12 protein-coding genes are annotated in these 13,769 nt (G+C 59.0%); 6 read left to right on the forward strand and 6 right to left on the reverse strand.

Going from position 1 to position 13,769, the window contains the following annotated elements; genetic code table 11:
- The 6 genes from B5D49_RS09700 to amrB all read left to right on the forward strand — a co-directional run.
- Window positions 1–205, forward strand: a 205-nt coding sequence (locus B5D49_RS09700; protein WP_327083016.1) for a flagellar basal body rod C-terminal domain-containing protein, incomplete at its 5' end; no start/stop codon positions are given.
- 208 nt (window positions 206–413) lie between these two features.
- On the forward strand, window positions 414–1,817 hold the full coding sequence (locus B5D49_RS09705; RefSeq protein WP_078717505.1) for an NAD(P)/FAD-dependent oxidoreductase: 1,404 nt from the start codon (window positions 414–416) through the stop codon (window positions 1,815–1,817).
- A 197-nt stretch (window positions 1,818–2,014) separates the two neighbouring features.
- A complete protein-coding gene (locus B5D49_RS09710) occupies window positions 2,015–2,926 on the forward strand; it encodes a hypothetical protein (RefSeq protein ID WP_144019396.1) in 912 nt (303 codons plus the stop codon).
- 139 nt (window positions 2,927–3,065) lie between these two features.
- Window positions 3,066–4,133, forward strand: a complete 1,068-nt coding sequence (locus B5D49_RS09715) for a sigma-54 interaction domain-containing protein (RefSeq protein WP_078717507.1) — start codon at window positions 3,066–3,068, stop codon at window positions 4,131–4,133.
- 53 nt (window positions 4,134–4,186) lie between these two features.
- Window positions 4,187–7,405, forward strand: a complete 3,219-nt coding sequence (locus B5D49_RS09720; protein WP_144019399.1) for a tetratricopeptide repeat protein — start codon at window positions 4,187–4,189, stop codon at window positions 7,403–7,405.
- 61 nt (window positions 7,406–7,466) lie between these two features.
- Complete coding sequence (gene amrB, locus B5D49_RS09725) at window positions 7,467–8,288, forward strand: AmmeMemoRadiSam system protein B (protein WP_327083017.1); 822 nt, start codon at window positions 7,467–7,469, stop codon at window positions 8,286–8,288.
- Between the two features lie 105 nt (window positions 8,289–8,393).
- On the opposite strand, the gene pnp is transcribed toward amrB, so the two are convergent.
- The 6 genes from pnp to B5D49_RS09755 all read right to left on the reverse strand — a co-directional run bounded on the left by pnp (window position 8,394) and on the right by B5D49_RS09755 (window position 13,677).
- On the reverse strand, window positions 8,394–10,634 hold the full coding sequence (gene pnp / locus B5D49_RS09730; protein WP_078717509.1) for a polyribonucleotide nucleotidyltransferase: 2,241 nt from the start codon (window positions 10,632–10,634) through the stop codon (window positions 8,394–8,396).
- Window positions 10,635–10,816: 182 nt separating this feature from the next.
- Window positions 10,817–11,086 (reverse strand): 30S ribosomal protein S15, encoded by a 270-nt coding sequence (gene rpsO / locus B5D49_RS09735; protein WP_078717510.1) that lies wholly within the window; start codon window positions 11,084–11,086, stop codon window positions 10,817–10,819.
- A 50-nt stretch (window positions 11,087–11,136) separates the two neighbouring features.
- On the reverse strand, window positions 11,137–12,069 hold the full coding sequence (gene truB / locus B5D49_RS09740; RefSeq protein ID WP_078717511.1) for a tRNA pseudouridine(55) synthase TruB: 933 nt from the start codon (window positions 12,067–12,069) through the stop codon (window positions 11,137–11,139).
- 5 nt (window positions 12,070–12,074) lie between these two features.
- Window positions 12,075–13,049, reverse strand: coding sequence for a DHH family phosphoesterase (locus B5D49_RS09745; protein ID WP_078717512.1), 975 nt, complete (start codon window positions 13,047–13,049; stop codon window positions 12,075–12,077).
- Window positions 13,021–13,365, reverse strand: coding sequence for a 30S ribosome-binding factor RbfA (rbfA, locus tag B5D49_RS09750; protein ID WP_078717513.1), 345 nt, complete (start codon window positions 13,363–13,365; stop codon window positions 13,021–13,023). Before rbfA ends, B5D49_RS09745 begins: the two co-directional genes overlap by 29 nt.
- A 21-nt stretch (window positions 13,366–13,386) precedes the next feature.
- A complete protein-coding gene (locus tag B5D49_RS09755) occupies window positions 13,387–13,677 on the reverse strand; it encodes a DUF503 domain-containing protein (RefSeq protein ID WP_078717514.1) in 291 nt (96 codons plus the stop codon).
- Window positions 13,678–13,769 lie beyond the last annotated feature (92 nt).

The following is a 13,769-nucleotide window of genomic DNA, read 5'->3' on the forward strand; positions in this document are numbered from 1 at the left end:
TGTGGATACCACGCTTGGCCCGCCCATTGCGGAACAACGCCCCGTTGATGCGGGCAGGGCTGCCGCGCCCCGTTCCGGCTCCAATGTGGATGTGGCGCGGGAGACCGTGGATTTGATCCGTTCGCAAAACGCATTTGCCGCCAATGCCGCCATGGTCCGTGCCTGGGACGAAACCACCGGTCTGTTGGTCAACCGTACGGTCTGACTTCTTCTCTGTTTTTCAAAAATCATTTCTTCTTTTTTGCAACGCTTATGCAGCGATTCCGACATGTTGCGTGCGCTCTTGCGCGTGCCGGAAAGGGATTCCCTTTGTCCAGGAATTCTGATAAACGCTATTAAGCCCTCTTGCGGGCAAAAAAGTGTGTTTAGCCCCGGCCAATGGGTACGGGGTCTTTTTCTGTCAGGAGAAAAGTATGGTTCCGAATACTTCCGCAAAGACGGACTTTGATGTGATCATCGTGGGGGGCGGTCCGGCCGGACTGTTCGCCGCGTATTGGCTTGGAGAGCATACCGGGCTGGACGTGCTCGTGGTGGAGAAGGGCAAGCGCAGTCTGAATCGGGTCTGCCCCATTGCCGGTGAAAACGGGTGCATCAAGTGCCGCCCCTGCAATATCCTTTGCGGGGTGGGCGGTGCAGGGTTGTTTTCCGATGGAAAATTGAATTATATTCATAAATTGGGAAAGACAGACCTGACCCAGTTCATGCCTGTTTCCGAGGCCAAGAAGCTCATCGACGAGACGGAGTCCATTTTCAACCGTTTCGGCATGGATGCGGACGTGTATCCCACGGACATGGAAGCGGCCAAGGCCATTCGGCGTGAATCGAAAAAGCACGGCATAGATTTGCTGCTCATCAAGCAAAAGCATTTGGGCAGCGACAATCTGCCCGGACACATCGCGGGGATGGCGGAGCACATCAAGGAGCAGGGTGTGGTTTTCCATACGTCTGAGGACGTGCGCGACGTGCTGGTGGAAGATGGCGCGGTCTGCGGTGTGCGCACCAACCGTGGGGAGTATTCGGCTCGTTCCGTTATTCTGGCTCCTGGCCGTGTCGGGGCCGAATGGATGGCCAAGGTGGCCCATGAATTGGAACTCGGCGTTTCCCAGCGAGGCATCGAGGTAGGGGTTCGCGTGGAGGTGTCCCGCGAAATCATGGAAGATCTTTGCGGTATTATTTATGATCCCACATTCTTCATCCGCACGGCCAAATATGATGATCAGACCCGCACGTTCTGCACCAACCAGGGTGGGTTCGTAGCGTTGGAAAATTATCAGGATTTTGTCTGCGTCAACGGCCATGCCTACACGGGGCGCAAGTCCGACAACACCAACTTTGCCTTCCTCTCCAAGGTGGTGCTGGATGATCCCGTGACGGACAATCAGTCCTATGGGGAGTCCATCGGCCGACTGGCCACGCTCATCGGTGGGGGCAAGCCTATTTTGCAGCGTTTCGGAGACCTCAAGCGGGGGCGCCGTTCTACTTGGAACCGCATTCGCAACAGTTCCATCGAACCCACGCTGCGTAATGTGGTCTGTGGCGATATCGCCATGGCCCTTCCGGAGCGTATTCTGACCAACCTTGTGGATGGTTTGGAAAAACTCAATGAAGTGGTGCCGGGCGTTTCCAACGACGAGACCTTGCTCTATGCCCCGGAAATCAAATTCTTTGCCACGCAGGTGGACACGGATTCCCAGTTGGAAACCGGCGTGCAGGGGTTGTTTGTGGCGGGTGACGGTCCGGGGGTTGCCGGAAATATCGTTTCCGCCGCAGCAACGGGACTGATTCCGGCCAAGGCGATTGCCAAGCGCCTGACGTGAGTATTCCGGCCATAAAATGGCTACCGAAGTGCAACTGACCGTCGAGACGGTCCGACCTCGGGATGCTGTTTTTTGACAGACGCATTAGCCGCCTTTCTGAATGAGAGGCGGCTTTTTCATGTCCATGCATTGCCGTAACACGGAAATAAGTGTAACAACGATACCAAACAAAACACGCCATATATGGAGGGGGATTCATGAAGCGTATGGCCGTAATCGTTACGTTATTGTCGTGTGTGTGGGCATTGCCCGTCATGGCCGCATCGTGGAGTATGCAATGTCCGCCGGGGTGGACCGACGAACGGTCCGGCCTGGGGGATGATTTGGTCAAGCAGTGCATTGCGCCTACACAGGATGCGTTTGTGGAATTGTATGCTTCCCAAGGGGAAGTGCTGCCCCTGGAGCGGTTGCTTCAGGAGTGGGAAACCGAAATGCTGTCGCGTGGGCTACCATTTCAGTCCCGATTGAAGCAACAGGCCACAACGGTGACCGGTGTACCGGCATTGGTCCGGGAATACACCGGTATGGCCAATGGAGCACGATTCCATTCCGTGGTGGCGGGCATGGTGAACAGTGGGCGGACATACGTCCTGCAGGCGTTGTATGTGGAGGATCGTGCGGCGTTGGTTTCCCAGGTTCGCATGGCGCTGGACAGTTTTGTGTTTACCAATGGATCCGGTGGGGGGTGTGCCGCACAACAGGGTGGCGCGTGGCAGCCTGGCCGGGAACAACCGGGAACGGTCTCCGGGGGCGGAGGATCCGCCACGGCCGGGGCTGGAACCCAGGTTCCGGGATTGGTGGATCGGGCCTGGAAAACCGGGGGCAATATGAGCGCCAAGTGGGGAGACGCCCATGGATCCGTGGAGCCGGGCAAAGACTATTCCGTATGGGAATTGACCACCACCCGCAGTGTGGGGCTGCACTTTCGTGATCCGTATAAAAAGGGCAAGCAGACGTACCATGTGGATATCGTGGATAAGCCGAGCGGGAAATATGTGGCACGGGAGACTGTGGGCATGTTTTCCAAAATCCGGGTAGGCCCGGGCCACTTTATGATCACGGTTCGTCCTGCTTCGGCGTATGCTGGCTGGAGCTGCGACTGGGAATAGCAGCGGTTTTCCCGCAGAAAAAAGGGCTTCGGCCCTTTTTTTTGGTCTTTTTTTAGAAAAGGGATTGACTTTGTGTCATTCTATTGACAGTGAGGTGGGAGTATAGAGTTCAAGCGGGTTCGCCGCCTTTCCGGTGGGTATGTTGGAGCGGAGGCGACCGCTTGTCCTGTTGTTTTCCGGAGGAATCAAAGTGCTCAATATCGATGGAATCATAGGCGAAAGCCCTGCATTGCAGGAGGTCTTTCAGGTGCTGGGCAAGGTGGCTCCCACGGATTCCACTGTCCTTGTCACAGGCGAATCCGGCACGGGTAAGGAATTGCTCGTACGCGCTCTGCACCACAATAGTAGGCGGCGGGATCAACCTTTTGTTCCCATCAACTGCGGTGCGATTCCGAAAGAATTGTTGGAGTCGGAGTTATTCGGGCACGAAAAGGGGGCGTTTACCCATGCCATTCGTTCTCGGTCCGGCCGGTTTGAACTGGCGGACGGGGGAACCATCTTTTTGGACGAAATCGGGGAAATGGATTTTTCCCTGCAAGTCAAGATATTGCGTGTTCTTCAGGAAAAGGAGATCGAGCGCGTTGGCGGCACGGCCGTCAAAAAGGTGGATGTGCGGGTCGTGGCGGCCACCAACCGGGAACTGGAGCGGGAAGTGGCTGAGGGACGTTTTCGCGAAGATCTGTTCTATCGCTTGAACGTCATCCCTTTGCAGCTTCCGGCCCTGCGGGAACGCGGCGAGGATGTATTGCTGCTGGCCAAGCATTTTCTCCAGCGCTTTTGCAAGGATAAGGATCGTGGCGAGTTGCGGCTTTCCCCTGAGGCCGAAAATATGCTCCTGGCTTACTCCTGGCCCGGCAACGTTCGCGAGCTGGAAAATTTCATGGAGCGGCTTTCCATTCTGTGTGACGGCACCAGCGTGGGCTTGGAGGATCTGCCCGGCAAAATCCTCCGGGAAGTGGGTGAAGAGCCTGTAGCCCGCCCGGTACCGGCAGCATCGATTCCCGCAGGGTTCCGTTGGCCGCGCCTGCGGGACATGAAGGAAAAGGATTTTGCGCTGAAGGATTTCCTGGAGCAGATGGAGGACCGTTTGATCCTTGAAGCGTTGGAGCAAGTGGGCGGGGTGAAGAATCAGGCCGCAGAATTGCTCGGCATCAAGCGTACGACGCTGATTGAGAAAATGAAAAAGCGCAAGCTGCTCGAAGGGTGATCGAGCGGCACTTCCGGCCTTGCACGGGTTTTGCAAGAAGGCGGGGTGTGGACGTGAAACAATTTCCACCGCTTGTGCGACCATTGCCCGGACCGGCGTTGTCGGCCCTTGCCTGGATTTTGGCTTTTGCCTGGATGCTGGTGTGGGGAGGCGAGGCCGACGCTGCTTCCGTGGCCTTCCGTACCCGGGCCGACACGGACGTACTCACGTTTGAGCTTGCCGGATCACCGCAGGAGGCATCCGTACGGCGAAATGGTGCGCGAAGTGTTCTGGTTCGCCTGCCGGAGGGGGACGTTCTTGAGACAACCGGTCCCTTTACCGGGGCGCGGCTGATCGGGACAGTTTCCCCTGTTGCGGAAGGTGCGCTGGTGGAATTGAACACCAATGGTTTTGGATACATCTTTACGCCCGTTCCAGGGCAAAATAGCCTACAGGTACAATTTTTCCGCGATCCCACAGGAGCACGCTGGACCGCGCCCCAGGAGCAGGAGGCAGGAACGCAGGAGACCGCCGTACCCGTTCCGGACGAGCCGAATCCGGCTCCGAACCCGGATACGCCAACAGTCGCGGTTCCTGAACAGGGTCCGGTCTCTGCCGACATCCCGCAAGTTCAGGAAACGGACTTGCCTGCTGAGGGCGGGGAAGTCCCTGCCGGGCAACAAGGCCGGAATCCAGTCGGTGTTCCACCGGATCGCGCTCTTGCCTCTCCCCGAACGAATGGGAATTCCCTTTTTTCCGTACCCTACGCCGTGCGCGTGCCGGTTTCCGGATTGGACAACGAGGTGCGTGTTTCTCCCAGCGAGGTGGGATCCGTGGATATGGATACCGGGTCGGCCCGATTCAAGGCCGTGAATACGGTCGCGGAACCGGCGCCGCCCCGGGATGTGTTGCCTCCGACGGGTATTGAGGTGCCGCCTTCCGAATCGGACCAGCCGGGCGTGGAGCAAGGGACGGGCGTTTCCCCGGCTGACGGCATGACCCGGACGGAGGAGGATTCCGCGACAGTGGCGGCTTCGGAGCCGCCTTCTTCGTCTTTGGAGCAAGAGGCGGCGCAGGCCATGCGCGAGGCGCAGCAAGCCTATGACCAGGGGGAGGAGGACACCCCGCAACAGGTGTCTGAAGAAGCACCTGTGCAGGAGGAGGCCGTTGCGGATGCGGCTTCGGATGCCGAACCGCAGCAGGAAGGCGTCCGGGTGGACGACGAAGCCGTCCAGCAATCCATTGACACCATTGAGGCGGAAAACGCCCAGGCCCGCAGCGTGGCTCAGGACAGTGGGTTGCCACCGGAGCAGGCACAGCGTCTGGAGGCGTTGCAACTGCAATTGCTTAAGGCCCAGTCGCACGTGGCGGCAGGGAAACTGCGTGAAGCCAGGGACGAACTGGAAAGTATCTTGGCCGCCCCGGAACTGACGTCTGAGATGCGTCTGGAGGCGACATACAGTCTGGGCGGCGTGCTCATGACATTGTACAAGGACGCACCGGAAGCGCATTTTGACGAAATTACGAGTCTCTACAAAGAGGCCATGAACGCGGATACGGATTCGCCGAATATCCCTCAGGCATTGCTGAATCTGGGGTTGATCAATCTGCGCGTCGGCAACCTCCCCGAGGCCCGGGCCTATTTTGATTTGCTCCAATCCCAGTATCCGGACAACGAAAGCGTTCCCGCCGTGGAATACTATTGGGGAGAGCATTACTACCGGCAGCAGGATTGGCAGGAGGCGGCGGACCGTTTTCAGGATTTCATCGAGCGCTACCCCGAGCAGGAACGCCTGGCGCGTTTGGCGGCCTTTCGTTTGGCCGAGTCCCTGAAGAATCTCGGATTGTACGATCAGGCTTTTCAGATTGTGGATTATATCGACAAGCGCTGGCCCCAGGTTTTTGAATCCAATCCAGGGTTCCTCAAGCTGGCTGGTGACGTGGAGTACCACCTCGGCAAGCTGGACCCCGCCAAGGAACATTATTGGACCTATTACAATATCAACCCTCAGGCTGAGCAGGCGGATGTCGTGCTGGCCCGTATCGGAGATGTTTTTTTGCGGCAGGACAAGACCCGAGCGGCCCGAAGCATCTATGAACGCGTGGTGGAACAGTATCCCGATATGGAAGGCGGGCTGATCGCCAAGATGCGGCTGGCCGAGGAAGGCATTTACGACGAACCCACCATGCTGGAGATGGTCACGGTTTTTGACCGACCGTTCACGTTGCGTCCGAAGCAGGTCTACACGGAGATCGTAGACGAGCATCCGACCAGTCCGCTGGCTCCCCTGGCGCTACTCAAGTTGGGCATGTGGCATTTTTACCAGAAGGAATACCCCGAAGCACTGGCCGCAGCCCAGCGTCTCATGGATGAATACCCCCGTAGTGAGCTGACCGACCGTGCCAGGGAGCTGGGCAATCGGGCCTTTGCCCTGGCCGTGCCGCAGCTGCTGGACCAGGAACGCTATGCCGAAGTGGTGGACTACTGGGAGCGGTATCCGTTCATCAACGAATCCGAAGGCGAGGAAGGAAACGCCACTCGTATCGGCGTGGCCCGGGCGTATGCCGCTCTGGATCGGTACGACAAGTCCCTGGCGCTGCTCAAGCCATTCCTGCAGGAAGAGCAGGTGCCGGAATTTTCCGAGATGGCTCTGGCCGTGGCTGCGGACGTATATTTGAAACAACGTGCCTGGAATCGCATCAACAGTCTTTCCTCATTGGCCACGGAGCATTGGGATTTGTCGGACCGTGCTCGTCGGTTGCTCATGCACGCCAACGCCGTGGCGCTGGAAAATCTCGGTGAGCATCGCAAGAGTGCGCGGCTTTGGGCGCAGCTGGGTGCGGATGAGGACGTGGAAGCGTTTATCCGTGCCGACTCCCTCTATTTCATGGCCAAAGAGGCCATGAAGCATGACGATCTGCGCCGGGTCTTCGTGTATTCGCAGGAGGCGTTGTCCTTGCTGCTTTCCACCAATGGTGATCAGGAAAAGATCAAGGATTGCATGCTGATGTCCATTCATGCCACGGAGCGGTCAGGACGCTATCGGCAAGCCTTGAAGTGGGCGTTGGAATACGACAAGTATGTTCCTGAGGACGATGCCGAGTGGGCTGGGCATCGGTATAAGATTGCACAGCTGTATCGGAAGTCGGGCTTTCCGGAAGAATGGCGGGAGACCATGGAGGGACTGCGCGACGCTCGGCCTGGAACGCTGTATGGGCGTCTGGCCGCTACCGCATTGGAAACCGAGCAGTTGGAACGCCGCGCCTCGGAGTATGCACCGATTCCCAATTGAGAACTGTTGACCGATATACGTCAGCGTGTATTATAGGTTTTTGTTTCACGGAGAAGGGGGGATGACAATGAAGCGAGAGCCGATTGTTGCAGGACAGTTTTATCCGGCCGATCCTGGAATCCTGGAACGCGAGGTGCGTGGCTATTTATCCCAGGCCGATGTGTCCGAGACCGCGGAGGGACGGACGTTGCTGGCCATGGTGCCGCATGCGGGCTACATGTTCTCCGGGGGCGTCTGCGGACGGACATTGGGCGAGGCGCGTCTGCCCCGTACCATTGTGTTGCTCGGACCGAACCATACCGGCCTGGGGGAGCGCATGGCTGTGTGGGGGCAAGGGCAGTGGGAACTGCCCGGGGGCGGGATACCCATAGCGGAATCCCTGGCGCAGTCCATGGTGGCCCAGGTGCCGGGATGCACGTTCGATCCGCTGGCGCATAAACGGGAACATTCCTTGGAAGTGGTGCTGCCGTTCCTACGCTGCCTGCATCCGGAAATTCAGGTTGTTCCCGTGGCTGTTTCGGAGCCTTCACCGGAAAGTCTTGTGTCTGCGGGGCGGGTTTTGGGAGAATTGCTGGCCGCCTGGGAGGAACCGGTTTCCTTGGTCGTCAGCTCGGACATGAGCCATTATGTTTCTGAAAAGCGGGCTCATGAGTTGGATCGCATGGCCATTGACGCTCTGCGTTCGCTGGAGCCAGGCCTGCTATATGAAACCGTGCGCCGGGAGCGAATCACCATGTGCGGTGTGTTGCCCATGACCATGGGGCTGGCGGCCGTCGTGACCATGGGAGCGAAATCGGCCCGATTGGTGAGCTATGCCACGTCTGCCGAGGTGACGCAGGACGTGGAGCAGGTGGTGGGCTACGCCGGAATTCTTATGGATTGATCTTTTTATTGGGAGTGGTAGCGCACGAAGCGCATGAAAAAGGGACGGTCCTCGGACCGTCCCTTTGTTCTATGCGATGTTTGTCGGCCCGAAGGCGTACGCTTATTAGCGCCGACGTCCGCCGCCGCGGTTGTCGCGACCTCCGCGATTGTCGCGGCCGCCGCGGTCATTTCGTCCACCACCTCGGCGATCACGACCGCCGCCGGGACGCTTGAAGTCCTCGATGTTGACTTCCTGTCCAGCCTGCTCCATGAGCCAGGCCTTGCGGGACAGGCGAATACGGCCGCCCGCTTCCAGTTCGATGACCTTGACGGTCACTTCCTGGCCAAGCTGCACCACGTCGGAGACATTTTCCACACGTTCCACGTCGATCTGGGAAACGTGCAGCATGCCCTCCACACCGGGCAGGATTTCCACCAAGGCGCCCACTTCCAAGACCTTGCGCACCGTACCCACATAGTTGCGGCCCGGCACCGGGGTCTGGTCGTAGTATTGGACCATCTCGCGAGCCTTTTCCAGGGAAGCCTGGTTAGGGGCGAAGATCATCACCTTGCCGGAATCCTCGATGTCGATATCGGCCTGGGTCTCGGCGGTGATGGCTTTGATGTTCTTGCCGCCGGGTCCGATGACCGAGCGGATTTTCTCGGGATTGATGGTCAATTCGGCCATCTGCGGGGCGTAGGCGGAAAGCTCCTCACGGGGCTTCTCCAGGCATTCCTGCATGTGTTCCAGGATGTGCAGACGGGCTTCCCGGGCCTGCTTCAGAGCGCGGCGCAGCACGTCCGAAGGAATGCCGGTGATCTTGATGTCCATCTGGATCGCGGTCACGCCTTCCGCGGTACCCGCGCATTTGAAGTCCATATCGCCCAGGGCGTCCTCGTCGCCGAGAATATCCGTGAGCACGTAATATTCATCGTCTTCCTTGCACAGGCCCATGGCAATGCCGGCCACGGGAGCGTTGATGGGCACGCCGGCGTCCATCAGGGCCATGGTGGCACCGCAGACGGAAGCCATGGAGGACGAACCGTTGGATTCCATGATTTCGGAAACCACACGCACTGTGAAGGGGAATTCATCACCCGGCAACACCGGGCTGATGGCCCGCTCGGCCAGGGCGCCGTGGCCGATTTCGCGACGGCTGGGACCGCGCAGCATGCGGGCCTCACCCACGCAATACGGCGGGAAGTTATAATGCAGCATGAAGTCTTTGTTGAGTTCGCCGGTCAGGGTCTCGATGCGCTGTTCGTCGCGGGAGGAACCCAGGGTGGCCACGCAGCAGGCGCTGGTTTCGCCGCGGCGGAACAAAGCCGAGCCGTGGGTCATAGGCAGCAGTCCGACTTCAATGGAGAGGGGGCGCACCGTGGTCAGGTCGCGACCGTCGATGCGTTTGCCTTCTTCCACAATGCGGCGGCGGACGATCTTCTTTTCAAGTTTGGACAGCACGTCGCCAATGGCCTTGACCTTTTCGGGCTGCTCGGCCCATTTTTCGGCACCGGCATCCTTGACCTTGGTCTTGACCGCGTCCTTGGCAGCCTTGCGGGCCATCTTTTCCGGCGTGGTCAACGCGGTCTTCAGTTCGTCGGAGACCAGCTCTTCCACGAAAGAGGAGACCTCTTCGTCTTCCTGCGGTTCGACCACTTCCTGCTTGGGCTTGCCCACTTTCTCCCGCAGAGCGTCCTGCAGGTCGAACAAGGGCTTGATTTGCTCGTGTCCCCATTCCAGGGCGTCGGCAATGATGGATTCGGAAAGGAAGTTGGCTCCGCCTTCAACCATGACCACGGCATCACGGGTGGCCGCGAAAATGAGGTTCAGGTCGTTATTTTCTTCCATACCCTGGTAGGTGGGATAGAGCACGAATTCCTTGTTCACATAGCCCACGCGCGCACCCACGACGGGGCCGAGGAAGGGCATGGGGGAAAGGTGCAGCGCTGCGGAGGCACCTGTCAGAGCAAGTACGTCCGGGTTGGTCTTCTTTCCGGCGGAAAGCACGGTGGCGATGACCTGGACTTCGTCGCGGAAGCCCTTTTGGAACAGTGGGCGGACCGGGCGGTCAATGAGACGGGAAACCAGCGTTTCCCGCTCGGACGGGCGTCCCACTTCACGGCGGAAGTAGTTGCCCGGCACGCGTCCGGCGGCGTAGAGCATTTCCTGATAGTTGCAGGTCAGGGGGAAGAATCCACGGTCTTCGGCCAGGGGCTGGTTCACGGCGGTGACGAGCACCACGGTGTTGCCGGACTGGATGGTGACCGCGCCGCTGGCTTGGTTGGCCAGGCGCCCGGATTCCAAGGTGATTTCGATGTTGCCCACCTTGGCGGTCAGGCTGGTTTTGTCAAAAGGTTTGAGCATACGCTCCTCCTCGGGTTGGCATTGTGCCTTCTGGTCCGGGAGCGTTAGCCGGCTTGGGGAAGAACTCCTGCAAACAGGCAGGAACGCTTTCCGCAGCCAACTAAAGGCTCTCCCGGATCAGGTGCATGATGTGGTCGGGGGAGGAAACACGGTGTTTCCTCCCCCGTTGTCGGCTTGCTCTTCTACTTGCGCAGACCCAGACGCTGGATCAGATCGCGGTAGCGCTGGATGTCCTTGTTGGCAAGGTACTTCAGCAGCTTGCGGCGCTGACCGACGAGCTTCAAGAGGCCCGTGCGGGAGTGGAAGTCCTTCTTGTGGACCTTGAAGTGATCGGTGAGGTAGTTGATCCGCTCGGTGAGCAGAGCAACCTGCACCTCAGGAGAACCAGTGTCACCTTCGTGACGCTTGTACTCTTCAATGATTTTGTTTTTGTCTTGCGTATCCAGTACCACAGCAATTACCTCCTGTTGTAGGGTGGGCGGCGTCGTTTTCCCGGGCTATCTCAGGCCCAGAGACCGCGAAGGATGGCCCATTTGAGTTGTCCGTTCTGAATTTTGGCTTCCACCAGAGCCAGGGGACCGCCCTCGTTGTCGAGCAGCAGCGCTTGATCCCCGGGGGATCCTCCCAGGAGTTGGTCCGGGGCGTCGGCCACGGGCAACCAGGTACCGTTTTTGACCAGTTCCGCCATGGGCGGGGTCAGTCGGTGCCGGGGCCAATGTGGAAGCGCCTCGGCCATGGGAATGACCTTTTCCGGAAAATGTTCCGGATCATTCAGAACGTCGTCCAGGCCATGGGCCTGGTGCAACCCGAAGGGGCGGCTCTCCTCCCGGAGAAGGGCCGTGAGCGTGGCTCCGCATCCAAGTCGTTTCCCCAAGCTGTGGACCAGGGATCGTACATAGGTGCCGGTAGAGCACCTGACGCGGAATTTCGCCACGGGGAGGGTGACGTCCAGCAATTCAGCCGCATGAATGGTTACCGGTTTTGTTTTGACCGGAACCTCCTCGCCCGCACGTGCGAGCGAGTAAAGCGGCTTGCCGTTATGTTTAGCCGCCGAATAGGCGGGAACATCCTGTTCTGTCAAGTCCTGCCAGGCGTCGACTGCCTCGCGGACCTGGTCCGGGGTGACGTCCACATTCGTTTCCTGGATGATTTTTCCTTGGATGTCGAATGTATCGGTACAAATTCCCAGACGAAATTCACCGGAATAGGTTTTGGAATCCTCGCTCAAATAGGGGGCCAGTTTGGTACCCTGCCCAAGGAGAACCAGCAAAACGCCTTCGGCCAGTGGATCCAGTGTCCCGGCATGGCCGATTTTTCGTTGTCCGAGCTGACGCTTGATGTCCGTAAGGCAACCGGCTGAAGTCGGACCCGAGGGTTTATGCAGCACAAGCACGCCGTCGCGTTGGCGTGGATCACGTTTTGGTTTCCTGCCCATGATACCTATTCCGCCAGCCCTTGCAAGACCTGATCGATGCTGTCCACAAGCGTTCGGGTCACGTGTTCAAGAGAGCCGCGCAGGTTTCCGCCGGCAGCGTTTTTATGGCCTCCGCCGCCGAGCAGGGCGGCAACCCCCTGAATGTCGTCGTCGCCGTTGGATCGCAGGCTGAATTTCCAGTACTCCGGTTCGTCCTCGCGCAGGATGGCGGAAACGCGCACACCGCGTAGCTGGCGGACGAAATTGACCAGGCCATCGCAGTCCTCGGTACTTGTGCCGGTGCGGCGTTGTGTTTCCAGGTCCGCAACCACGAGACCCATGCGGCCGTCAAGGTGCATTTCCAGGGTGGCGATGACGGCGGAGAGAAGTTTCAACCGTTGCGGAGTCCACTGGTTGATGATTTTGGGGTTGATTTCACCGGGCTTGACTCCGGCCCGATACAGGTCAGCGGCAAGCTCCAGGGTTTTGGGCTTGGTGCTGCCGTAGGTGAAGAATCCTGTATCCGTGGCCACGGCCAGGTAGACCGCTTCTCCCAGCGGGCCTGCAAGCTCCAGATCCAAAGCGTGGGCGATTTCTGCAATCATGGCTCCCACTGCGGGGTAGTCGATATCCACCCAATTCAACGTGCCGAATTCCGGATTGCTGATGTGGTGGTCGATGTTCACCGTGCGTTCCGGGATCAAGGCAGCGTCCAGGGCTGTACCGACCCGGTTTTTTGCCCCGCAGTCCACCACCAGCGACCATGCCGGAAGCGGGTTCGGCAGTTCCGTGGTAACGGGAGCCGGTAGCTGCACCCAGTCAAAGGCGCGAGGCAATCCCGAAGCGTTATACAGGGTGAAACGCTTGCCCAGGGCTTGCAGAATCCAGCCCAGGGCCGCGGTGCTGCCGATGGCATCACCGTCAGGATTGACGTGGGCGGAGATCAGGAAGTCGTCCTGTTCCCGAAGCAGATCAGCTATCTTGTGGGCCGGAGTGGGCATAGACCATGTCCTCAAGAAAGGTATCACGCGCAAAGCGCAGTTCCGGAACAAATTTGAGCTTCAGACGGCGACCCAGCTTGGAGCGCAGGAATCCGGCCGCGTGTTCGAGTGCGCTTTGCACCTCGGCTTCACGTTCCGAGTCGCCGCTCATGGTGTAGAGCGCCTCGGCAATGCGCAGGTCGCGGTTCATGCGCACGCCGCTGATGGTGACCATGTCCAGACGCGGATCCTGCACGTCCTCTACAAGGAGGGTACCGATTTCGCGTTGGATTTGGTCGGCCAGCCGGATGGACCGGCGGGAAGAGGTAGTTTTCATGATGGCCTCGGCTCCTTGGGATTATTCCCCAGAAAATACTTCCGTTTCGCAGCGGACCAATTCGGCGGGGGAAATGGCCTCCACCATGGCCAGGGTTTTGGCCAGGCGGCTTTCCACCTTTCGGGTCTCATTGGCCACCGTGACCACGGCCAGCACCAGGCGGCCGTGTACGTCCTGCGCCTCCACCTCGGAGACCGCCACGTTGAATTTGTTACGGATTTTTTGTTTCAGGCTCAGGGCCACTTTGCGTTTGCCTTTGAGGGAATTATTGCCGTGCAGCAGAAATTCCAGGCTGAGTACGCCGATAATCATGGCCTGCCTCCAGCAGGGGAGCGGCGGGCCGACCCCCCTGAAAACGGCTTGGCCCGTCCGTGCCCGAAGGCCGCGAACGGGAGTGACGAAAG

The sequence above is a fragment of the Paucidesulfovibrio gracilis DSM 16080 genome (assembly GCF_900167125.1).
Classification (GTDB): Bacteria; Desulfobacterota; Desulfovibrionia; order Desulfovibrionales; family Desulfovibrionaceae; genus Paucidesulfovibrio; species Paucidesulfovibrio gracilis.